At 66.9% G+C, this 20,477-nt stretch carries 26 protein-coding genes and 1 other RNA gene; 9 read left to right on the top strand and 18 right to left on the bottom strand.

Going from position 1 to position 20,477, the window contains the following annotated elements; genetic code table 11:
* Nucleotides 1-10: 10 nt before the first annotated feature.
* A complete protein-coding gene (locus FBY39_RS11390) occupies nt 11-1,753 on the top strand; it encodes a cell wall metabolism sensor histidine kinase WalK (RefSeq protein WP_160133103.1) in 1,743 nt (580 codons plus the stop codon).
* 6 nt (nt 1,754-1,759) lie between these two features.
* Here FBY39_RS11390 and FBY39_RS11385 read toward each other — a convergent pair whose 3' ends face one another.
* On the bottom strand, nt 1,760-2,413 hold the full coding sequence (locus FBY39_RS11385) for a VOC family protein (RefSeq protein WP_141932400.1): 654 nt from the start codon (nt 2,411-2,413) through the stop codon (nt 1,760-1,762).
* A gap of 131 nt (nt 2,414-2,544) precedes the next feature.
* Here FBY39_RS11385 and FBY39_RS11380 point away from each other — a divergent pair, with 131 nt between their 5' ends.
* The gene (locus tag FBY39_RS11380) at nt 2,545-2,790 is read left to right on the top strand and encodes a hypothetical protein (protein WP_141932399.1); all 246 of its coding nucleotides are present in this window, start codon (nt 2,545-2,547) and stop codon (nt 2,788-2,790) included.
* Nucleotides 2,791-2,864: 74 nt separating this feature from the next.
* Nucleotides 2,865-3,053, top strand: a complete 189-nt coding sequence (locus FBY39_RS11375; RefSeq protein WP_141932398.1) for a hypothetical protein — start codon at nt 2,865-2,867, stop codon at nt 3,051-3,053.
* Between the two features lie 28 nt (nt 3,054-3,081).
* Here FBY39_RS11375 and FBY39_RS11370 read toward each other — a convergent pair whose 3' ends face one another.
* The 6 genes from FBY39_RS11370 to FBY39_RS11345 form a co-directional block, all read right to left on the bottom strand.
* The gene (locus tag FBY39_RS11370) at nt 3,082-3,723 is read right to left on the bottom strand and encodes an LON peptidase substrate-binding domain-containing protein (protein WP_141932397.1); all 642 of its coding nucleotides are present in this window, start codon (nt 3,721-3,723) and stop codon (nt 3,082-3,084) included.
* Between the two features lie 128 nt (nt 3,724-3,851).
* Nucleotides 3,852-4,222: a transfer-messenger RNA gene (ssrA, locus tag FBY39_RS11365) on the bottom strand.
* A gap of 111 nt (nt 4,223-4,333) precedes the next feature.
* Nucleotides 4,334-5,035 carry an anti-sigma factor gene (locus FBY39_RS11360; protein ID WP_141932396.1) on the bottom strand — a complete coding sequence of 234 codons (702 nt, stop codon included), beginning with the start codon at nt 5,033-5,035 and terminating at the stop codon, nt 4,334-4,336.
* Nucleotides 5,022-5,588 carry a sigma-70 family RNA polymerase sigma factor gene (locus FBY39_RS11355; RefSeq protein WP_141932395.1) on the bottom strand — a complete coding sequence of 189 codons (567 nt, stop codon included), beginning with the start codon at nt 5,586-5,588 and terminating at the stop codon, nt 5,022-5,024. Before FBY39_RS11355 ends, FBY39_RS11360 begins: the two co-directional genes overlap by 14 nt.
* A 21-nt stretch (nt 5,589-5,609) precedes the next feature.
* Nucleotides 5,610-6,245 (bottom strand): class F sortase, encoded by a 636-nt coding sequence (locus FBY39_RS11350; RefSeq protein WP_141932394.1) that lies wholly within the window; start codon nt 6,243-6,245, stop codon nt 5,610-5,612.
* Nucleotides 6,246-6,259: 14 nt separating this feature from the next.
* Nucleotides 6,260-7,084 carry a DUF4397 domain-containing protein gene (locus FBY39_RS11345; protein WP_141932393.1) on the bottom strand — a complete coding sequence of 275 codons (825 nt, stop codon included), beginning with the start codon at nt 7,082-7,084 and terminating at the stop codon, nt 6,260-6,262.
* Between the two features lie 138 nt (nt 7,085-7,222).
* Between FBY39_RS11345 and FBY39_RS11340 the strand changes: the two genes are divergently transcribed.
* A complete protein-coding gene (locus FBY39_RS11340; protein ID WP_141932392.1) occupies nt 7,223-7,897 on the top strand; it encodes an SIMPL domain-containing protein in 675 nt (224 codons plus the stop codon).
* 11 nt (nt 7,898-7,908) lie between these two features.
* On the opposite strand, the gene smpB is transcribed toward FBY39_RS11340, so the two are convergent.
* From smpB to ftsE, 3 genes are all read right to left on the bottom strand, one after another.
* The gene (gene smpB, locus FBY39_RS11335; protein WP_141932391.1) at nt 7,909-8,385 is read right to left on the bottom strand and encodes an SsrA-binding protein SmpB; all 477 of its coding nucleotides are present in this window, start codon (nt 8,383-8,385) and stop codon (nt 7,909-7,911) included.
* A 98-nt stretch (nt 8,386-8,483) separates the two neighbouring features.
* Nucleotides 8,484-9,398, bottom strand: coding sequence for a permease-like cell division protein FtsX (gene ftsX, locus FBY39_RS11330; protein WP_141932390.1), 915 nt, complete (start codon nt 9,396-9,398; stop codon nt 8,484-8,486).
* Nucleotides 9,395-10,570, bottom strand: a complete 1,176-nt coding sequence (gene ftsE, locus FBY39_RS11325) for a cell division ATP-binding protein FtsE (RefSeq protein WP_141932389.1) — start codon at nt 10,568-10,570, stop codon at nt 9,395-9,397. The genes ftsX and ftsE overlap by 4 nt, the downstream gene beginning before the upstream one ends.
* Before the next feature lie 165 nt (nt 10,571-10,735).
* Here ftsE and FBY39_RS11320 point away from each other — a divergent pair, with 165 nt between their 5' ends.
* The 3 genes from FBY39_RS11320 to FBY39_RS11310 all read left to right on the top strand — a co-directional run bounded on the left by FBY39_RS11320 (nt 10,736) and on the right by FBY39_RS11310 (nt 13,066).
* A complete protein-coding gene (locus FBY39_RS11320) occupies nt 10,736-12,160 on the top strand; it encodes an HNH endonuclease signature motif containing protein (protein ID WP_141932388.1) in 1,425 nt (474 codons plus the stop codon).
* Nucleotides 12,161-12,198: 38 nt separating this feature from the next.
* Complete coding sequence (locus tag FBY39_RS11315) at nt 12,199-12,603, top strand: RidA family protein (protein ID WP_186336948.1); 405 nt, start codon at nt 12,199-12,201, stop codon at nt 12,601-12,603.
* Nucleotides 12,604-12,673: 70 nt separating this feature from the next.
* Nucleotides 12,674-13,066 carry a bleomycin resistance protein gene (locus tag FBY39_RS11310; protein ID WP_141932387.1) on the top strand — a complete coding sequence of 131 codons (393 nt, stop codon included), beginning with the start codon at nt 12,674-12,676 and terminating at the stop codon, nt 13,064-13,066.
* Between the two features lie 72 nt (nt 13,067-13,138).
* Here the strand turns inward: FBY39_RS11310 and prfB are convergent, their stop codons facing one another.
* Nucleotides 13,139-14,248, bottom strand: a complete 1,110-nt coding sequence (gene prfB, locus FBY39_RS11305; protein WP_141932386.1) for a peptide chain release factor 2 — start codon at nt 14,246-14,248, stop codon at nt 13,139-13,141.
* A gap of 20 nt (nt 14,249-14,268) precedes the next feature.
* Here prfB and FBY39_RS11300 point away from each other — a divergent pair, with 20 nt between their 5' ends.
* Both FBY39_RS11300 and FBY39_RS11295 read left to right on the top strand, forming a co-directional pair.
* Nucleotides 14,269-15,549 (top strand): MFS transporter, encoded by a 1,281-nt coding sequence (locus FBY39_RS11300; protein WP_186336947.1) that lies wholly within the window; start codon nt 14,269-14,271, stop codon nt 15,547-15,549.
* Nucleotides 15,546-15,893: a hypothetical protein gene (locus FBY39_RS11295; RefSeq protein WP_141932384.1), complete on the top strand. Its 348-nt coding sequence runs from the start codon at nt 15,546-15,548 to the stop codon at nt 15,891-15,893. Before FBY39_RS11300 ends, FBY39_RS11295 begins: the two co-directional genes overlap by 4 nt.
* 50 nt (nt 15,894-15,943) lie before the next feature.
* Here FBY39_RS11295 and FBY39_RS11290 read toward each other — a convergent pair whose 3' ends face one another.
* Genes FBY39_RS11290 through FBY39_RS11260 form a run of 7 tightly spaced genes read right to left on the bottom strand, consistent with a single transcriptional unit; the run spans nt 15,944 to nt 20,399 of the window.
* Nucleotides 15,944-16,381: a pilus assembly protein TadG-related protein gene (locus FBY39_RS11290; RefSeq protein WP_141932383.1), complete on the bottom strand. Its 438-nt coding sequence runs from the start codon at nt 16,379-16,381 to the stop codon at nt 15,944-15,946.
* Nucleotides 16,378-16,857: a TadE family protein gene (locus FBY39_RS11285; protein ID WP_141932382.1), complete on the bottom strand. Its 480-nt coding sequence runs from the start codon at nt 16,855-16,857 to the stop codon at nt 16,378-16,380. The genes FBY39_RS11290 and FBY39_RS11285 overlap by 4 nt, the downstream gene beginning before the upstream one ends.
* Nucleotides 16,832-17,230, bottom strand: a complete 399-nt coding sequence (locus FBY39_RS11280) for a TadE/TadG family type IV pilus assembly protein (protein WP_186336946.1) — start codon at nt 17,228-17,230, stop codon at nt 16,832-16,834. Before FBY39_RS11280 ends, FBY39_RS11285 begins: the two co-directional genes overlap by 26 nt.
* Before the next feature lies 1 nt (nt 17,231).
* A complete protein-coding gene (locus FBY39_RS11275) occupies nt 17,232-17,447 on the bottom strand; it encodes a hypothetical protein (RefSeq protein ID WP_260837742.1) in 216 nt (71 codons plus the stop codon).
* 17 nt (nt 17,448-17,464) lie between these two features.
* On the bottom strand, nt 17,465-18,379 hold the full coding sequence (locus FBY39_RS11270; RefSeq protein WP_260837741.1) for a type II secretion system F family protein: 915 nt from the start codon (nt 18,377-18,379) through the stop codon (nt 17,465-17,467).
* 8 nt (nt 18,380-18,387) lie between these two features.
* On the bottom strand, nt 18,388-19,245 hold the full coding sequence (locus tag FBY39_RS11265) for a type II secretion system F family protein (RefSeq protein WP_141932381.1): 858 nt from the start codon (nt 19,243-19,245) through the stop codon (nt 18,388-18,390).
* Entirely contained in the window at nt 19,242-20,399 is a 1,158-nt protein-coding gene (locus FBY39_RS11260) for a CpaF family protein (RefSeq protein WP_141932380.1), read from the bottom strand. Before FBY39_RS11260 ends, FBY39_RS11265 begins: the two co-directional genes overlap by 4 nt.
* Nucleotides 20,400-20,477 lie beyond the last annotated feature (78 nt).

Below are 20,477 nucleotides of genomic sequence, written 5' to 3'. Positions count from 1 at the left end.
GGAGGGATGGATGATCGTCTCAGGAGCAGATCAGTCCGCCACTCCGCCGCGTTCCGAGGCAGGTAGCGGCCGCTTGGACCGGGCGATCCGTGCGCTCATCATCCTCACGCTCGTGGTCAATCTGGTCTTCCTCGTGCTTCTCCTCGTGCCTGGGGACCCCGCCTCGACCTTCGTGAACGTGTGGCTGTCGAGTGTTGCTCAATGGGTCCCCGTCGGCGTCTTCTGGCTCGTCGCCGTGCGGACGAGGTTCGCGAGACCGGAAGTGATCCTCGCTGCGATCGGAGTGGCGTTCAACGCCGCAGGGGATACGTACTACGCCATCGCGATGAACCCCTCAGGCGAGCTCCCCTCGCCGTCGCTCGCCGACGTCGGATACCTCCTCTACTACCCGCTCACCTTGGCTGCCCTGCTGGTGCTGGTTCTGCGTCAATCCCCCGGCTCCCTCAATTCGGCGTTGTTCGACGGCGCTGTGGCGTCACTGGGGGCGGCCGCGGTCCTCGCCGCGATCCTCGGACCGGTATTCACGGATGCCGCCAGCGGCACCGATCCGCTGAGTGTGGCCATTGCTGCCCTGTACCCGCTGTTCGATGTTCTCCTCGTCACCGCCATCGTCGCCATCTTCGCCTCACCGGTCCTGCGACTCGGCCCTCGCTGGCCCTTCCTCGTCGTCGGATTCCTCTTGTTCGCGGGGGCAGACATCGTCTATGCGCTGCTCACCCGCGAGGGCACCTACTCGACTGGTACTCCGCTCGACGCCGCGTGGACGCTCGGTCTCGCCTGCACCGCGATCTGGGTCGATGGCGTGACGCGAATCGAACCCCGCATCACCCCCACGATCTCGAATCCCCGGATCCTGCCGGTGCCAGCGCTCGCGGTCCTCGCCAGCCTTGTGGTCCTGCTCATCGCCTCACAGACCCATGTCCCCACCGTCGCCTTGGTGCTGGCTGCGGCCGCCATCGTCCTCGCCGCCGTCACCGTGATGTCCCGCCATGCCGCGCTCGCCCGTCTGCTCGAGCGACAGGAGCTCCTGGTCCAGCAACTGAAGGAGCTCGACAAGTCGAAGAGCGACATCATCAACACGATGAGCCACGAGATGCGAACGCCGTTGACGTCCATCCTGGGATACCTCGACCTCGTTCTCGATGACGACGAGGCGCTCTCTGCGAGTACGAAGAAGAGGTTGTGGATCGTCGAGCGCAACGCGCGTCGGCTTCATGACCTCGCCAGAGACATGCTGCTCCTTGCACGGCTGGAGTCCGGACGCGCGACGCAAACTGCCAGGTCGTTCGAGGTCGGTCGGGTGCTTCGGCGCGTGGAAGAGTCGCTCCGTCCGCTCGCCGCTTCCCAGGGCGCATCTCTGACGATGAGCGCCGAGGGAGGGGCCGTCATCGACGGCGACGAGGACCAACTCGAGCAGGCGTTCATGAACGTGATCGAGAACGCCGTGAAGTTCACGCCTTCGTCCGGTCGTATCCACGTCGATATGAAGCCCGCGCTTCAATCAGACGGAACCACGACTGTCGTCATCAGCATCACCGACACGGGTATGGGCATTCCGGAGGACGACATCCCTCACGTCTTCGACCGCTTCTACCGCGCCACCAATGCTCAGGATCAGGCTGTCCAGGGAACAGGACTCGGACTGGCGATCGTTCGCGAGATCGTTCAGGCCCACCATGGGGACCTATCCATCTCGTCGGTCCTCGGAGAAGGGACGTCCCTTCGGATCGCGCTCCCCTCACGGGACGAGTAGAACCGTTCACGCGGACGGTGCTGCACCATCGGGCCAGGCCGCGAGGCACACCTTGTTGCCGGATCTGTCGGCGAGGATCCACGAGGCCGGCGCTTCCGAGTCGTCGACGATACGGCCACCCGCCGTGAGAGCTGTCTCGAGACGTGCCCGGATGTGGTCTTTCGACAGCGAGACGTCGAGATGCATCGCGTGCCGGAGAGGCTTCGCGGAATCGAGGTCCTGCATCCACACCGTCGAGCTTTGCCCAAGAGGGTCGATGCCGTTGTCCTCCGCCATCGGCGCATAGCCGAGCACTGCGCGCCAGAACGGGAGATCGATCGCGTCGGGATGCGCGGCGATCGCCACCTGGACTTCTTGAGCGGCACTCGCATCGGCAACTGCTGAGAATTCGCGAGCGACGGCGGAGATCGCGCGCGCCACCTCGACATGCTCCTGCTCCGTTGCCCAGAGTTCGCGCGTCAGCTTGACGGTCATGCGGTCGGATGCCAGCGTCAAGACGGTGCGGAGCCCTAGTCCGGGCAGATCGGCGATCGCGGCGGCGAGCCGAGCGGCATTCGTCAGGGATTCCACCCGGTAGACCGCCGTCGGGCCACCATGAAGGATCGACCAATCATCAAGGCCCGCGCTGGCGAGGAATCCCCGCCATCCCGATTCGCTCATAGCGGCACCCTAGACGCATATCCTGACATCGCTCGGGCAGCTACCATCCCCTCTCTCGTCCGTGAAGGGAGGTGCATTGCGCCACGCGCGCTCACGATACGCTGACGTCTCGACGGGCGATTGGACTGTCCATGAGCGAAGACGAGTACGGCAAGAGACCCGGGTCGCTGCCAGAAGGTATGCATCGCCCGCGTCGGCGGCTCGCACGTTGGGTACGGACCCTCGTGGCGACGGGGTGCCTGCTGGGCGGTCTCGTGCTGGCGGTCCGCGGAGTCACCACGAGCGAAGGACTCTGGACGTGGGCTGGAGCAGCGATGATCGTCGTCGGCGCTGCGGGAGTATTCCTGGCCAGATGGATGCATCGCCGGAACGTCTGATCTGGAGAGCACTCCGCCGGCGCCAGTCGCCCCTAGAAGTGCCCCACAGCCGTCGACGTCCCTAGCCTGGAGAAATGAAGTTCACGACCGGCTTGCTTGCGCTCGTGTTCTTCGTGGGCGTCATCGTCAGTCTGCTCACCCTGGGCCAGCCGCTCGTCAGCGCTCTGACCGGGCTCGCCGCCGCGACCAGCGGCGCCGCCGCCGTCGCCGTGTCCCAGCGTGATCGCCGTCGCCGCCAAGGCGACGACGATCCTGCGGGCTGAGCATTCGGCCGGGGTCGCGGACTCGGGTCTAGAGGTCGTCCTCGTTCTGGTCTCGCGCGTCCGCGATGCGGGCAATGAGCACCGTCTCCTCGTCGAGCGACAGGTCGATGACGGCGCGCAGCAGGCCTCCGAGAGTGGTCGAGTTCAGCAGACGAAACCGGTCGTACTCCCCCAACGGGGTGATGGCGGCCAGCTGCCAGGACGACTCCAGAGGATCATCGGACAGCGGCGTCTCCGGATCCCATCGTGATTCTCCCAGCGCCGACGCGAGACTCCCGACGCGCCGGACGACCCGTTCCGCCTCGCGACGCAGGGGCTCGAGTGCGTCGTCCCACGTGAGCGGTGGCATCGTCGATACGTGAGCGATGGGGTAGGGATCGTCCTCACGCCACTCGTGAACGCTCAGCCGCTCGCCGCCCACCGCGACGACGTAGAGGTCTTCGGCGCCGGCCTCGATCTGCAGGATGCGCGCTCTGGTGCCCACGGACGCACGTTGATCTCCGCCTCCTGCTTCGAGTCCTCGCTCGATGAGCACGACCCCGAACTCGGGATCCGTCACATCGAGGAGTCGCCCGATCATCGTGAGGTAGCGCGGCTCGAACACCCTCAGCGCGAGCGGCGTGTAGGGGAACAGCACGCTCCCCAGCGGGAACATCGCCATGGTGTCCATGACGTCCAGTCAACCAGCGATCGGAGGCATGCGGGCGATCACTCGTTTCACGCGGTCCCGAAGAGACGGAAGGACCCGACGTCCGCGTTGATTCGCGGGCGTCGGGTCCTTCCGTCGTGACAGCAGTTCAGTGGAGATGGGGGGAATCGAACCCCCGTCCATCGCTGGGTCTCCACGCCTTCTCCGGGCGCAGTCTATGCATGCGTTCTACTCGGCCCCGACCTTTGTCACAGACACCTAAGTCGACAGGCCCAGCCTGGTGAAAGTCCCGCGTGACGACCAGACAACATCACGCAGCAAGATTCCTAGATGACGCCAGAAACCGTGACGGAATCACACACGGACTGACGGACTCGGGCTCGCTACTTACGCAGCGAGGGCGAAGTCAGACTGCTTCTTATCGGCAGTTATATTTTTGCAGAGGGCGTTTACGAGATAACCCTGCATCCTCGGCCCGCTTCTCGTGGATTCGCAGGCGATGTCGAAACCGATCATCCCCGTGAACCTTCTTTCGAAGAGAACCACTGTCACTCTGTGGAGTTGTCATACGCCGGATGCCGTGGCATCCGAGCACACCAGCATACAACGCCCCCACGGAGCCCGCCATTCCTCAGGCGAACTGCAGCTCACCTCGCACGACCGAATCGCCGGAATGCGTGGGGTCGCCGTCTTCGTGCTCCTGCGAGATGTCGACCAGCACGAAGTCGTGGATGTCGATCCCCTCGGGAACGGTGAAGACGCCGTCTCGGCCCTGCAGCACTCCGAGGCTGACGAGATCGGATGCATCGGCCTTGATCAGCCAGACTTCGCGGTATCCGTCCTCGAAGTCATCCGCATCGAGCGCGACGCGGACTTCGAGTTGACCATCGGGGTTCTCGACGACGACGGCCTCTCCTGCCGAACCCGGGTGAGCGGGGAAGGCATCGAGGCTCGCGGCGGCGAGCTCGACCACCTGCACCGGCCGGACGACGGACCAGACTCCCACCGCGACGAGCACCATGGCGATGCTTGCGGCGAGCGTGAACATGAGTTTCGTGAGCGCGCTGGTGCGGCGAGGGCGGCGCTCTCGACGCGTCGGCGGTGCTTCTGCGGCCGCGGCGCGGACCTCGGCCGAGATCCTCTCCCACACGCGCTCCGGCGGTGTTTCGAGGGGACCGAGGAGCGCTGTGGCGCGCGCGACGTCGACGGTGTGTTCCAGTTCGGCGAGTTCCAGCGCGCAGTCGTCACAGGCGTCGATGTGCTCCTGCTCAGTTGGCGTGAGCTCCGCGCCGGCAGCTGTCAGCGCGAGGCGCTCGGGGTCAAGATGCGACATGTCCCACCTCCAATCGTGTGCGCATGCGGGAGAGACTTCGTCGGATATGGCTCTTCACGGTGCCGAGCGGCATCTGCAGCCTCTCGGAGATCTGATCGTGAGTGAGATCGTCGTAGAAAGCCAATCGGACGACGGTCTGAGCGTCGGGTTCGAGCCGGTCGATCTCATCCGCGAGCAGAAGACTGTCACCGAGATCGACTTCGCCGCCCACCATCTCGTCAGGGCTCGCGAGCCGCTGCAACTCTTCCTGCAACGCTCTCACTTTGGCCCGGGCCTCGTGCATATCCGCGACGCGACGCTTCGTGATGGCGACCAACCACGTCGACAGTTTCGACTTGGCCGGATCGTACGAAGCACGCGACGTCCATGCAGAGACGAAGGCCTTCTGCGTGGCATCCTCCGCGTCGCCGCGGTCTCCGAGCGAGCGGAGGGCGAGGGTGAAGACGATCGGCGACCACCGACGGTAGACCTCCTCGAGTGCACGCTCGTCACCGTCGCGAAAGCGCTGGGCGATTTCCAGCTCATCCGGGCTTGTCACGCCGGCTCCTCTCATCTGCTCATCGTCGAGGCAGTCTCACGCGATGGGGGTCGCAATGGCGACCACGTTATCGGTGTACCTGCCCACAGTTGCGTCATATCCGCCGCCGCACGTGATCAGCACGAGCGTTCGGTCTCCCGTCCGGGCGAAGAGCTCATCGACGGGCAGTTCGGTCTTCGGGTAGTAGGTGACGCTGGTCACCGCGTAAGTGTGCGTCGTCCCCGCGGCATCCGTCATCTGAACTTCCGCTCCCGCGGACAGATCCCGGAGCTTGCTGAACGGGCCGATCGGGTGATCGGGCGAGTCCACGTGCGCCGAGATGACGACGTTCCCCTGCTCGCTGACGGCGTCGGAACCGAATCGATACCACCCGCCGATGGCGGGATCGGGGTCCAGTTCCATGAATCCCCCCAGCTCGACACCGACGGGGACGATGGGCATGTCTACTCCGATGGACGCGACCGCCACCCGCACGGGAGGAACAGGTTCCTTCACCGGTGCAAGGGTGGCGGCCGCGACGGGAACGTCGACCGCCGGCGTGGGGGGTGCCGGCGGGGGTGACGACTCCACCGGGATGGTCGGGACCGGAGCACTGGGGGTGGTGGCTCCGCATCCCGCCGTCCCGAGGACGATCGCGACGGCGGCCAGCGCCGTCGCGATCGTCCTCTTCATCGGGTGCCTCTGATTCAGCGGCCCGACCGCGAGCGGACGGCGACGACCGAACCGGCACCGATGGCGGCGATGAGCAGGATGCCACCGCCGATCAGGAGCATCTGGTTCGTGGCGTCACGCTGAGCGAGCTGTCCGCCGGTGCCGGAGTTGACACCGTCGGGCGCGGAGTGCAGACCGCTGATGGTCTGAACGGCGAGGTTCAGGTTCTCATCCTCGAGGCTTCCCCACGCGTAGACGATCGTGAGCGTGCCTTCCTGGATCGCGACGTCTGCCGGGCCGATCACGGGGTCGGTGGTTCCCGCTGCGGCGACGGCGGCCGAAATGGTGCCGGCGGGCAGATTGAGCGTCGCCTCGTTGGGGTTCGTGAGGCCCTCGATGACCGGCGTACCGCCCGCGAGGATGTCAACGGCGGGCGCGGCGGCGGTGTGACGCACCGTCAGCCGACCTTCACCTGCGGCCGTCGTGGCCGTGTCGTTCACGAACGGGGTCACCGTCGGGCTGCCGTCAGCGGTGAGGTGGGCGACCGCGGTGTAGTTCGTGCCTGCTGCGAGCGTCAGCGTGACGGGTCCGAGGACCGGCGCGCTGTCGTCAGCGGCGTCGGGCGCGGTCAGCGCGACCGAGTAGTCGCCGGCGGGGAGCGCGAGGGGGCCCGCGAGGTCGCCCGGCTCGAAGTCGTCCAGGGTCAGGTCACCGTTGACATAGACATCGACAGGTGTGTCGGGGATTCCATGAAGAACGGACAGCTGAGCGTTGGCCGACGTGGCGGCTTGGGCCGGGGCGATCAAGCCCATGGCGGCGATGGCCCCAGCCACGACGCCCAGGGTGATGGTCTTGCGCACGGTGGTCTCCTTCATCGGGGGCGGTCCGATCACCGCCCGTTGATGAGTTGTTCTCGGGGGAACCCACTTCTGGATGCACCTTGCTCGAGATTTCTTCGGAATCCGTTTCACAGGCCCGAGAGAACTAGTCTTCTCGACATGAGCGACGTCATCATCACCGTCCGCGGAGAACACGAAGTCCGGGTCGCCCCCGAAGAAGCGATCGCGCACATCTCCGTTCGAACCGAGGGACCCGAGCGTGGCGGAGTGGTCGAGCGGATCGCGCAGCTCACGGCGCCGCTTCGCGACGATCTCTCGGCACGGAAGGCCGCCGGCGGCGTCGCGGACTGGTCGAGTCAGCGTGTCTCGCTCTGGGCGAGCAGGCCGTGGAGCAGCGAAGGCACGCAACTCGCCCTCGTCCACTACGCCTCGGTGGAGATCACCGCAACCTTCACCGATTTCGCCGCCCTGTCCTGGTGGATCAGCGAGGTATCGGAGCGCGACGGTGTGCAGATCGACGGCGTCACGTGGCAATTGACCCCCGACTCGGCCCGGTTGACCGAGGCCGCCGTCGCCGCGCAGGCCGTTCGGGTCGCCGTCGAACGAGCCAACGCTTACGCGACGGCCATCGGGCTCTCCACCGTGACGGCGCGCGAGATCGCCGATCTCGGTCTGTTGGGTCGCGGCGAGAGCGCCTCGCCCGCACCCCGCATGCTGGGGATGGCGAAGGCATCGTTCGCAGCGGATGCCGTGGCGTCCGGTCCTGCCGTGGAGTTCCAGCCCGACGACATCGTCGTGTCGGCGGCCGTCGAGGCCCGGTTCAGCGCGAACTGACGCGGGCCCGCTCAGTCACCGAGACGATTGCGTGAACGCATGGCCCGCTCGGCCTCGCGCTTGTCTTCGCGCTCGCGGATGGTCTGACGCTTCTCGAACTCGCGCATACCCTTGGCGACCGCGATCTCGACCTTGGCCCGGCCATCAGAGAAGTAGAGACGGAGGGGAATGAGGGTGTATCCACCGGCGGAGACGGCGTGCGAGAGCTTCACGATCTCCTCTTTGTGGAGAAGCAGCTTGCGCGTGCGCTTCGAGGAGTGGTTCGTCCAGTGCCCCTGCGAATACTCCGGGATGTGCACGGCGTCGAGGAACACCTCTCCCCCGTTGATGAAGGCGTAACCGTCCGAGAGGTTCGCGCGACCCTGCCGCAGCGACTTCACCTCGGTGCCGGTGAGCACGAGACCCGCCTCATACGTCTTCTCGATGGCGTAATCGTGGCGTGCGCGACGATTGGTCGCGATGACCTTCTCGCCCCGTTCCCGTGGCATGGTGACTCCTCGATCGGCATCCGACGGCGGATCCGTCGAAGTGGCAGCCTGTCAGTCTACATCGGGACGGATCGTCGAGACGTGCGAGCGGCGTCCGCTCAGGCGCGCAGCCAGCGTCGGATGGCCAATCCGGCCGAGATCGCCGCGAGAGCGACCCCGATCGCGATGAGGATCGGGACAACGATCCACGCCTCGCCGAGCCCCACCCATGTGGTGACGAAGTTGATCCGTTCGCGCAGGTACCCGTTGACGCCGAAGTGCACGCCCGCGATGACGGCCCCGCTCGCGAGCACCGATCCGATGAGGGCGGCGAACACGCCCTCGAGCACGAAGGGAGTCTGGATGAACCGATTCGACGCACCGACGAGTCGCATGATGCCGATCTCACGTCTTCGGGCGTATGCCGACAGACGGATGGTCGTGGCGATGAGCAGCACGGCTGCGACGAGCATGAGACCCGCGATGCCGACGGCGATGTAGGTGGCGACGGTGAGCGCCGAGAAGAGGGGCTCGAGATACTGCATCTCGTCGCGCACTTCCTCGATGCCCTGCGTCCCCCTGAAGGCTTCGAGGATGACCTCGGACTGTCGCTGATCGACGAGGCTGATGATGTACGTCTCGTTCAGGCTCTCGGGAGAGATGACGCTCGCGTCCTCCTCCCCCAGCAGGTCCACGACGTTCTGGTACGCCTGGTCGCGATTCTCGAAGACGACGCCGCTGATGAGGCCCGACAGCGCGGGACTCTCCAACCGCGTCTCGACCTCCGCGAGCTGCTCGGGAGTCGCGACACCGTCAGAGCACGTCGTGGCAGTCGAGATCTCGGTGCACATGTAGATCTTGACCTGAGCGCGATCGACCCAGAAATCGCGCATCGTGCCGATCTGCATCTGCATGAGGATGGCCGCACCCACGAACGCGAGGGAGACGAAGGTCACGAGCACGACGGAGATCACCATCGAGGCATTGCGTCGGAGTCCCGTGAAGGCCTCGGACAGGATCAGTCCGAACCTCATGACGTCGGCCCCACTTCGTCGTCATCGCGCTTCCCGAGCCCGAGGCGGTCGGCGAGGCCGAGTTCTTGCACATCCATCTCGATCGCCTCGACGACCGGGATCGGATTGGTGCGCGGACGCGCGGGTTCACCGGTCTCCTCCGGGACGTCGACCTCGGCGGGCCCAGCGTCCGGGTGGACAGGGCTCGCGATGTCGGCGGCAGGCACCGGCGAAGGCTCTGGGGCGGGATCGGATGCCGCCGGCTCGAGGAACTCTGCGACGGCCAGGCGGTCCGCTGACTCGGCGATGGCCGCTTCCGTCGCCGCGACGGTCTCCGCTTCGAGGACGGGCTCGGTCGCAGCGGCAACGGCCTCAACCGCGGCATCCACGGCGAGGGGCTCGACGACCCCGGTCTCGACGATCTCGCGATGGAGCTCGAGCACCGCCGTGAGAGCCGCGACCGCCGCCGCACCCTTTTCGGGCTCGGGAGCGAGGCTCGGCAGGCCGGACGTGTCTCCGTATCCGCCGTGACGCTCGTCGCGGACCATCTCGCCGTCGCGCAACTCGATGACACGGCGCTGCATCTGATCGACGAATCCTGCTTCGTGAGTGGCCATGACGACCGTCGTCCCGCCGGCATTGATACGCGCGAGCAACTGCATGATGTCGACTGAGGTGGCGGGATCCAGGTTTCCGGTCGGCTCGTCGGCGAGCAGCACCTGTGGACGGTTGACGAGGGCGCGGGCAATCGCGACCCGCTGCTGCTCACCGCCGGAGAGCTCGTTGGGGAAGCGCTTTTCCTTGCCCGCGAGGCCGACGAGGGCGAGCACCTCCGGAACGGCCTGCTGGATGAATCCGCGCGACGACCCGATCACTTGCAGGGTGAACGCGACGTTCTGGAAGACGGTCTTCGTCGGCAGGAGACGGAAGTCCTGGAAGACAGCGCCGACGTGGCGCCGGAAGTACGGCACCTTGCGGTTGGAGAGAGTGCGAAGGTCGCGTCCGAGCACGACGACGCGGCCGTCCGACGGGGTCTCTTCGCGGAGGATCAACCGCAGACACGAGGACTTTCCCGACCCTGACGCACCGACGAGGAACACGAACTCACCGCGCAACACCTCGAAGTCGACCTCGTTGAGAGCGGGTCTGGCGGTGCCTCGGTATCGCTTCGTGACGTTTTCGAACCGGATCATGGCTCACTGAGCCTAAGCGCGCGGGCACGAGGGAGCCCGAGCGACACCCGGGCGTGTGGCATCTTCTCCTCCCCGACGTGGTCTCCGGAAACGTTGTCCACAAGGTCCGGATTCCGCTTCTGATCTGGGATCGGAATGTCGGAGGCCCTCGTCAGAATGGACCCTATGGATCACCTGCAGAATCGACTCGATGCGCTCAGCGACGTCGTGTCCGATCTGCGTGGTGCCATCGATGTCGACCGCGTCTCCGACGAGCGCCTGATGACGGTGCTCGCTGCCGTCGCACGCGCGCACCGTCAGATCGAGGGTCTCATGATCGACGCAGTGGGCGAGGTTTCCTCCCGTTCGGATTCGCCCGTGATGACGGAGCGACTGACGAGCCGACTGGGCTGTCATGACCTCAACGAGCTCGTTCAATGGGCGACGCTTCTGTCGCCCCGCTCGGCACGGCGCGTGATCGGTGCGGCGACGGCGGTCTGCGGGGAACGCGCACTCGTCAGTCGCGAGAAGCTCGAACCACTCTTTCCTGCTCTGCGTGAAGCGATGCTCGACGGTGCCGTCGGCGTCGATGGCCTCGTGGCCGCCTCCGGCGACATCATCGCGGCGCGGCGTCGGGTGAGCCGTGAGCAGCGTCACCTCGCTGACGAAGCCCTCGCTGCCGCGGCGAGCGGCACGGGCCTCGACGGCGCTCCGCCGGTCTGCGCCGACCTGCTGCGCGTGCAGGCGCAGGCATGGACGAATGCCTTCGATCAGGACGGCGCAGAGCCCCGGGAGCGCATCACCGTGCATCGACGAGGGTTCAGCCTCGGTCCTGCTGGTGTCGGTGGCGTCCCCGTGCGGGGCACGCTCATGCCCGAGGTCGCCGCTCAGTTCCAGCAACTCTGCGATGCGATGCTGAGTCCCCGCGCCGGTGTCCGTTTCGACGATCCTGATTCCGACACCGACGCGGCTCTCGATCCCGACTTGTGCCGTCCCGAGGCACCGGTCGACTCGCGCACGCGAGCCCAGAAGCAGCACGACGTTCTCGCGACGGTCCTGGGTGTCGCGGCAGCGAGCGGAGACCTTCCGACCGTCGGCGGCTCTGCTCCGACCCTCGTCGTGTCGGTGCGCGAGGAAGACCTCATCGGCGACACCGGGTACGCCCACGTCGAAGGGTGTGAACAGCCGATCTCGATGATGGCCGCGCGGCACGTGGCCTGCTCGGGTGGCGTGCAGCGTGTCGTGTCCGATGCCTCCGGACGCATCCGCAGCCTCGGCACCACCGACCGGGTGTTCAACCACCATCAACGTCGCGCGATCGCGCTGAGAGACGGCGGATGCATCATCCCGGGCTGCGGCATCCGGGCTGCGTGGTGCGAGATCCATCACGTCCATGAGCATTCGCGGGGCGGACCTACGCACACCGACAACGGCGTCCTGCTCTGCTGGTTCCACCATCGGTTCCTCGATACGAGCGGCTGGCGGGTGCGCATGAACAAGGGAGCGCCCGAAGTGAAGGCGCCCTTGTGGTGGGATCATCGCGCCCAGTGGCGACCCGTCACAACCTCACCGCTGCGACTTCGACAAGCCGTGCTCGCGCGTTCGGGCTAGCGCGAGTGCCGGCCGGGCACGTAAGACATGATGAGCGGATGGACTCGCCCGTGCGCCTCATCCGATCAGCCGCGCTCAGTGACGCACCGTATGCGTACGCAGCGGTCGTCGATAGTGGTGCACGACTGGTGTTCCTCGCGGGTGCGTGTCCGCTCGAACCCGACGGGACGACGGCGGCTGTTGGGGACTACGTGGGCCAGGCCGCAAGGTGCATCCAGAATCTGAGCGAGGCGTTGCGTGCGGCCGACGCGTCGCTCAGAAATGTCGTGAGCACTCGAGTCCTCGTCGCGTCTGCGCAGAGATCCGACCTCGACGCGGTGTGGGACGTCGTCCACGCGGCGTTCGGCGACCATGACGTGCCCAGCACGCTGATGGGCGTGACGGTGCTGGGGTACGAAAATCAACTGGTCGAGATCGAGGCGGTCGCGGCCATCTTCGACTGAGCGCCAACGCTCACCATGCCGGTTCCACGATCTCGAGCGTGACGGCGGCGTCGCGCAGTAGCGTTGCGGCATGACCGACCATGCCGTGCCGAACCTCCCGTCGCGCGACTTCGATCTCACGACCGCGTTCTACGGAGGCTTCGGTTTCGAGCGGACGTATCGAGATGACGGCTGGCTCATCTTGCACCGTGGCGATCTCCGGTTGGAGTTCTTCCAGTTCCCCGAGTTGTCGCCCGAGACGAGCTCGTTCATGTGCAGCATCCGGGTCGATGACGTCGACGAGCTGTACCGGCAGATCCAGAGCACAGGTGTCGTGGAGACATCAGCAGGATTCCCGCGGCTGCATCCTGTTCAGGATCAGCCATGGGGGCTACGAGCTGGGTTCCTCATCGATCCTGACGGAACGCAGCTCCACCTGATCGAGAACGAGTCCGCCACGAATGCCGTGACATCGCGGGAGTGACGCGAATCGGGGTGAAACCCCACGGCCGCGCGGTGCCCTTCGTCGCGATGCTGTCTCAGCGTGAGAGCGAGCTCAGTCGTCGTCTTTGCGCTTGCGCCAGCGGATGCCGGCGGCGATGAGTCCATCCAGATCACCGTCGAAGACGACTGCCGGGTTGCCGACTTCGTAGCCTGTGCGGAGGTCCTTCACGAGCTGCTGACCGTAGAGGAAGTAGGAGCGCATCTGGTCGCCCCAGCTGGCCGTGATGACGCCGGCCAGTTCCTTCTTCTTCGCCGCTTCCTCTTCGCGCTTGAGCAGAAGCAGTCGCGTCTGCAGGACGCGCATCGCCGCGGCGCGGTTCTGGATCTGCGACTTCTCGTTCTGCATCGAGACGACGATCCCCGTGGGGAGGTGTGTGATGCGGACGGCCGAGTCCGTCGTGTTGACCGACTGACCGCCCGGACCGGACGACCGGAAGACGTCGACGCGGATGTCACCCTCGGGCACATCGACCTCGACGGCCTCTTCCATGACGGGGATGACCTCGACAGCCGCGAACGACGTCTGACGCTTGTCGGCGGAACCGAACGGGCTGATGCGGGCCAGGCGGTGCGTGCCCGCCTCGACCGAGAGGGTGCCGTACGCGTAGGGCGCGTCGATCTCGAACGTGGCCGACTTGATGCCGGCACCTTCGGCGTACGAGGTGTCCATCACCTTGACGGGGTACTTGTGACGCTCGGCCCATCGCAGGTACATGCGCATGAGCATCTCGGCGAAGTCGGTCGCATCGTCACCGCCGGCACCCGAGCGGATCGTCACGACAGCCGAACGGGCGTCGTACTCTCCGTCGAGGAGCGTCTGCACCTCGAGTTGACCGATGACGTCTTCGAGCTCGGCGAGTTCCTTGCGGGCCTCGTCAGCCGAGTCCTCATCGTCCATCTCGAGAGCGAGTTCGATGAGGACGTCGAGATCATCGAGCCGCTGCTCGATGTCGGTGATCCGCTTCAGCTCGCTCTGACGGTGACTGAGGGCGCTCGTGACCTTCTGCGCCTTCTCGACGTCGTCCCAGAGGTCGGGCGCACCGGCCTCATCACTGAGGCGTGCGATTTCTGCGGTCAGCGCATCGACGTCGACGACAGAACGAATGTCGTCGAACGTGGAGCGCAGCGCCTGGATGTCGGCGGAAAGATCGAGTTCGAGCATGACACTCCAGACTAACGTGGATGGGCGTGACCGATTCTCCCGAGACTCCCCGCGCGCGCGACGTGCTGTGGCAGTTCGGTCCCATGGTCTACGCCCCGACGGTTCTGTTCGCACTCGGCGAGGGAGCCGTCCTCCCCCTGATCCCCGTCATCGCGGCCCGGTTGGGGGCGGATGTCGCCACAGCCGCGCTCGTCGTGTCGGCTCTCGTCGTCGGCCAGCTGTGCGGCAACATTCCGGCGGGATGGGCCGTCGCGCGCCTCGGGGAGCGCGTCACGATGGCGATCGCGGGGTTCGTCGCTCTCGCAGGCGTCGCGGGCATGGCGCTCGCTCCCTCGCTCGGGGTCTTCGCGATCGCCGTGCTCCTCATCGGGTTCTGCGCCGCCGCCTTCGGCCTGGCGCGCCACTCTTTCATGACGACACGCGTCCCATTGCCGTTCCGCGCCCGCGCGCTGTCCCTCCTCGGAGGCACGTTCCGGCTCGGGATGTTCATCGGTCCATTCGCGGCCGCGCTGCTCCTGTCGATCTTCGGCGACGCGAACGCGGCGATCTGGTTCTTCGGCGTGTGTCTCATCGCGACCGTCGCGCTCGTTCTGTTCGGACCCGATCCCGAGAGGCAATTCGCTCCGGTGACGACTCGGAACTGCTCGTCGCTCGCCGAGGACACCGGCGAAGTCGTCACGGGATCGATCCCCACTGCGGAACGGGTGGGCGTCTTTCGGACGATGTGGCGATACCGCCGCGTGCTCGGTCGACTCGGTCTCGCCGCGGCATCGCTCTCCGCGGTGCGGGCGGCGCGTCAGGTCGTCCTGCCGTTGTGGGGTGTGTCGATCGGGCTCGACGCGCAGACGATCGCCCTCGTCGTGGGCGTGTCGGGTGCTCTCGACTTCGCGTTGTTCTATGCGAGCGGTCAGGTCATGGACCGCTTCGGACGCCTGTGGGCGGCGCTCCCCGCGATGGTGCTCATGGGGGCGGGCTTCATCGCCTTGTCGTTCACACACGACGGCGATCAGGCGGCGATGTGGTTCGCGCTGTTCGCTGCGGTGCTCGGTGTGGGGAACGGTCTGTCGAGCGGCATCCTGCTGACCTTGGGAGCCGATGCGGCTCCGCCTGACGATCCGGCACCGTTCCTGGGATCGTGGCGCACGCTTACCGACGCGGGCGGGGCGGTGTCGCCTCTCCTCGTGTCAGGCATCGCGGCCGTCGCGTCGCTCTCCGTGGCCGCGGGGGTCGTGGGGGCGATCGGGTTGCTGGGCGCGCTCGCGTTCGTCAGGTGGGTCCCCCGCCCAGAGGTGGTGACATGACCGGCGACGCCACGAAGTCCGGCGTGGTCCGCTTCTGCCGCAGCCGCTCGGGCGGTCGACGCTGCACGCGCCCGCTCGGTCACGTGGGACTGCATCGACACCGCACGATCATGTGGTCGGACGCCGGTGCGGACGATCCCCGGTGCCTCGGTTCAGGCACATCCGCCACCGCCGCGGCGCTGCTCGCCGACGGCTACCCGCATGGTCGGGCGCTGTGCCCGAGGTGCCTACGGTTCATCGAGCTCACACACGGCGCCCTCGTCGCGCACGACACGTCGGATCCGGACGAGACGGATGAGGAGTCAAAGCGGCGCGCGGAATGGCTCAATACCCACGGCTGGTGAGAGCAGCCGTGATGCTGGTCAGGGCTGTCGCGTCTCCTCTTCTCAGCCGGTCAACGCAGCGCCGTCCGGCTCGTCGCGGTCGCCTGCAGCTCCACGCCGTCCGGGACGAAGAGCGAGAAGACCGGCGGGTGCCAGGTATCCGCGACAGTGACGCGGGCGGAAACACCATCGGGAGCATCTGCCCGCACGAGGTCGGCATCGGCGTCGGCCACTGCGAGAAGGACTTCCGCCTGCGCGCGCACGCCATCGGAGGACAATCGTGCGGCGGGACTCCCGTCGACGACGTCGAGCACGAACCCGTCCGCGCCGGCGAGCGCTGCGGCATCCGCGAGTGCGTCGAGACGTTTCTGCTCGAGGTAGAGGCTCGTCGCATCGACGCAGACGAGGACCGTGGCGAGTGCCAGCACCGCGTAGCCGAGAGCAAGGAGGAGGACGCTCCCGTCTTCGTCTGCGGCGGCCGTTCGCAGCCGGCTGATTCTCTGTCTCACGGCTCACCCCAGAGCCGTGAGACCTTCTGCACGCCGGTCGCCTCGATCGGGACGGTCGCAATCCGATCGAGCCCGAGCACGGCAGGAACGAGCGGAAGAGTGATGCTCGATCGAACCGTGACGACGACGGTAGATCCGGCCTGTGGACACGGGTCCTCTCGCGGCGTGCACGTCACCGACAGGTCAACCGCGCCGGCATCCATCTCGTATTCCTCGGCGACAGCGGCGACGACACGTCGGGCCCGTTCGCTTGCCTGCTCGCTTCCCGGTGCCGTCGAGATGGCCCGGGCGACGTGACGCGCTGCGGCAACCGCACCGAGGGATTGCTCCTGGATGATTCCCAAAGCCACGACGAGGTAGACGAGCGGGACGAGGAGAACGAGTCCGACGAGGATGAACTCGAGTGCCGCCGAACCGCGCTCGGGATCGTCGGCCGTCGCAGCACTGACCTCAGCCGAACGACTCAGCGGGTGCATGGGCGGTCACCTCCAGCATCCGCGGTGCACCGAGAAGACCGATGAGCGGCAGGGTCGCGTGGACCGTGACGTCGATGGTCGCGTGCCCGAACATGTCCCGCTCCTCGACGATGACCTCGTCGACATACGCCTCGCCGACCGTGCGCGCGACGATCTCGCGCACCCGGGCCTCACCCTCGGCGAGCGTCGTATCGGCGAGGGCCGCGTGATACGCGCCGTCGACGGCGGCGTCGTGCACGACATTGCGCACGTAGACGCTGAGTCCGAACTGAAGGACGGCGAGTGTCAGCAGAGTCAGGAGAGTGCCGACGAGCACGAACTCGACCGATCCGGAACCGCGGGAGTCGGCGAGCGCCTCGCGCAGGCGATGCATGTCACGAGATCCCGGATACGCGCGAGATCGCCTGTTCGAAGAGGGTCGACAGCGCCGGCCCCGCGAGCGCCCAGATGAGGATGACGAGTCCCGCCGTCATGAGCGTGATGAGCACCCAGCCAGGGACGTCACCGCGCTCGTCGTCGATTGCGGTGTAGAGGTCGCGCAGAGTGCGGCCTCGACGGATGGGTGAGGTGCGGACGGGTGAGGTGGGCATGAGTGTCCTTTCCGGCGTCAGCCGATTCCGAGTCGAAGCATGAAGATGCCGGGGAAGACGGCGAAGAGCACGCTCAACGGGAGGATCAAGAACACCAGGGGCAGAAGCATGAGGATCTCCTTCCGCCCCGCGCTCTCCAGCAGTGCACGCTTGGCTTCCTCCCGCGCATCGAGAGCCTGCGCCTGGAGGACGTGTGCCAGCGGGGCTCCGCGCTCTATCGCCGCCACGATCTGATCTGTGCTCCGTGACACGGCGGGAATGTCGAGATCGCGCGACAGCCGCGCGAGCGTCTCTGACAGCGACGAACCCGTCCCGACCGCGAGCACGACACCCTGAAGCTCCCGTGTGAGGTCACCGACGCCGACCTCGCCGACACGACGCAGCGAGTCCAGGATTCCCTCCCCCGCCGACAGACACAGCGCGAGGAACTCCAACACCGTCGGCAGCTCCTCCTCGATGCGCACGACTCGCGCGCGCGCGGCTCGAGTGAGCAGCATGTCGACGATGAGCATTCCTGCCGCGCCACATAAGGGAGGGACCAGCCAGACGACCGCTGAGCCTCGACCGACGAGAACGATCGTGATGAGGAACAGACCTCCTCCGCCCACGCCGACGATGCTCCATGCGAGCTGGCGTCCGCGCAGCGCCGCGGCATCCATCGTCCATCCCGCCTGCCGGAGACGCCGCTCGAGAGATGCCTCACCACCAGCGATCTGCGCGAACCGCGCTTGCGCGCGAGTCCAGAGAGATCTGAGGTCATGTCCCGTCTCGAACTCGAGCGTGAGGCCACGAGGGTCTGTGACGTCGCGGATGTACGGTGCCACGCGACGCGTGAGCGGGGGCGCGCCCCAGCGACGCGCGAGAGACAGCATGAGACTGATGCCGATTCCGATGGCCGACCCGAAGACGACGGCGTACGCGAGATCCGTCACGACTCCCGTCAACCGAACCACCGCCTCGACTCGGGGAGGCGTCCGAGCCGCACCATGATCCGAAACGCGACGAACGACATGGCAGCACCCGCGACCACGAGTCCGACGCCCTCGGGGCTTCCGTACGCTCGGGCACCCTCCGGCCGCATCGCGAGGAGCCCGAGGATCACCCACGGCGCGGAGACGCCGAGGACAGCAGCGCCGCGGATCCATGATTGCCGTGCCTCGACCTCGGATCGGACGGCAGCGTCAGCCCGCACAGACGAGGACAGCGCACGGAGGACCGGCGTCAACTCCGTTCCGCCCACCTGACGCGCCATCCGCAGCGCCTCGACGATGCGATCGGCAGTCGGATCGGCGAGCGCGGCCTTCAGCCGAAGTGCGCTGGAATCGAAGTGACCGGATGCCGCGAGGTCTCCCCCGAACGCGGCGAACGCCGGTCGGAGCGGCGCCGGCGCAGAGCCGCCGAGACTCGCAACGGCGTCGGGCAGCGACATTCCCGCCCGCACCGAGGCGATCAGGAGATCGCAGACATCGGGCCAGAGACTGCGCCGCGATCGCCGGAGACTCGCGCGTCGCGCACGCAGCACCGCGACGGGAGCGAGGGCTCCCGCGCCACCTGCGATGACGGAGAGGGCGAGGACCGCTGTCGCGAGCCAGACGACGGATGCGGCGACCGCTCCGCCGAGCATCATGATCGACACGAGCTGCCAGGGAACGAGGCGTGTCGTCCCGGACTCTTCGAGCAGCCGGGCCAGCCGTCCCGGCACGGCTGCTCGCGAGGAACGAGACGCCTTGGGCCAGAGCCACGGCGAGAGGGCGAGCAGCAGCCCCGCGGAGAGCGCAGCACCCAGCACGAACGTCATCGCGACTCCGCCCGATAGAGCGTGCGCGCGGTGACGAAGCTTCCCTCGACACCCTCCGGTTCGATGATCTCGCTCACCCTGCGGGCGCCGCCCGCGTCCCTCTCGCAGTGGACGACCACGTCGACCGATGCCGCGACCGCCGCAAGCACGAACCCCGCGTCGATGTTCCTCCCCGCGAGAAGAGGAAGCGCCACGAGCTTCGCGAGGGCTTCCCGTGCCGAGTTGGCGTGAATCGTCGCAGCTCCCGGGACACCGGTGTTGAGCGCGAGCAGCAGGTCGAGCGCCTCGGCATCCCGCACCTCCCCGACCACGAGACGATCAGGACGCATCCGCAGCGCCTCCTTCACGAGGCGGCGGAGCGTCACTTCACCCGTGCCTTCAAGACTCGGCTGGCGCCCTTGTAGAGCGACCAGGTCAGGTGCCGCGACCGCAAGCTCGAAGGTCTCCTCAACGGTCACGATGCGATGATGCGGAGGGCACGCGGCGATCAATGCACCGAGGAGGGTCGTCTTGCCCGAATGCGTCGGCCCTGACACAAGGATGCTTCCCCCCGTGCGCACGCTCTCGGTGAGGAGCGAAGCGGCTTCCGGCGCGAGCGATCCGGCATCGACGAGGCTGTCGAGACTGCGATAGCCGGGGAGGAACTTGCGGATGTTCACCGACCAGTGGCGCCGTGTGACATCGGGGATCGCGACATGGAGACGTGATCCATCGGGAAGCGATGCGTCGACGAAAGGCTGGGACAGGTCGACGCGGCGGCCGGTGGAGTGCAACATGCGCTCCACCAGGTCGCGAACAGCGACATCGGTGAGGACGAGCGGTACGCGCTCGGAGACCCCTCCCCGCGCCACGAAGATGCGGTCCGGGGCATTGATCCAGAGCTCCTCGACGGACGGATCCTCGAGGTACGCCTGGAGTGGACCGTACCCGGCGACCGCCGCGAAGACCTCCTTGACGCATGCGGCCTCGTCGTCGACCGGTGTCGCACCGCGCGCCAGCGCGAAGTCGTCGTACCTCCGAACCTCAGCACGCACCAGCTTCGCGACGGCGTCGGGCTCGCGCGCCGGGTCGAGGCGCTCGGCCCGGAGACGCTCGCGCACCCGCTGCGCCACGACGGCGGAGGGAGCGGCTGCGGCGGTGGGGCTGGCGGGCATTCCAGCATCCTGGCAAGAGCGACGCGGGCAGACCGGAGTTATCCACAGGCGATCCGCGGGTTGTCCCCCATTTCGGCT

Source organism: Microbacterium sp. SLBN-146 (genome assembly GCF_006715145.1).
In the GTDB taxonomy this organism is placed as follows: Bacteria; Actinomycetota; Actinomycetes; order Actinomycetales; family Microbacteriaceae; genus Microbacterium.
This window is presented reverse-complemented; position numbering and strand designations above follow the sequence as displayed.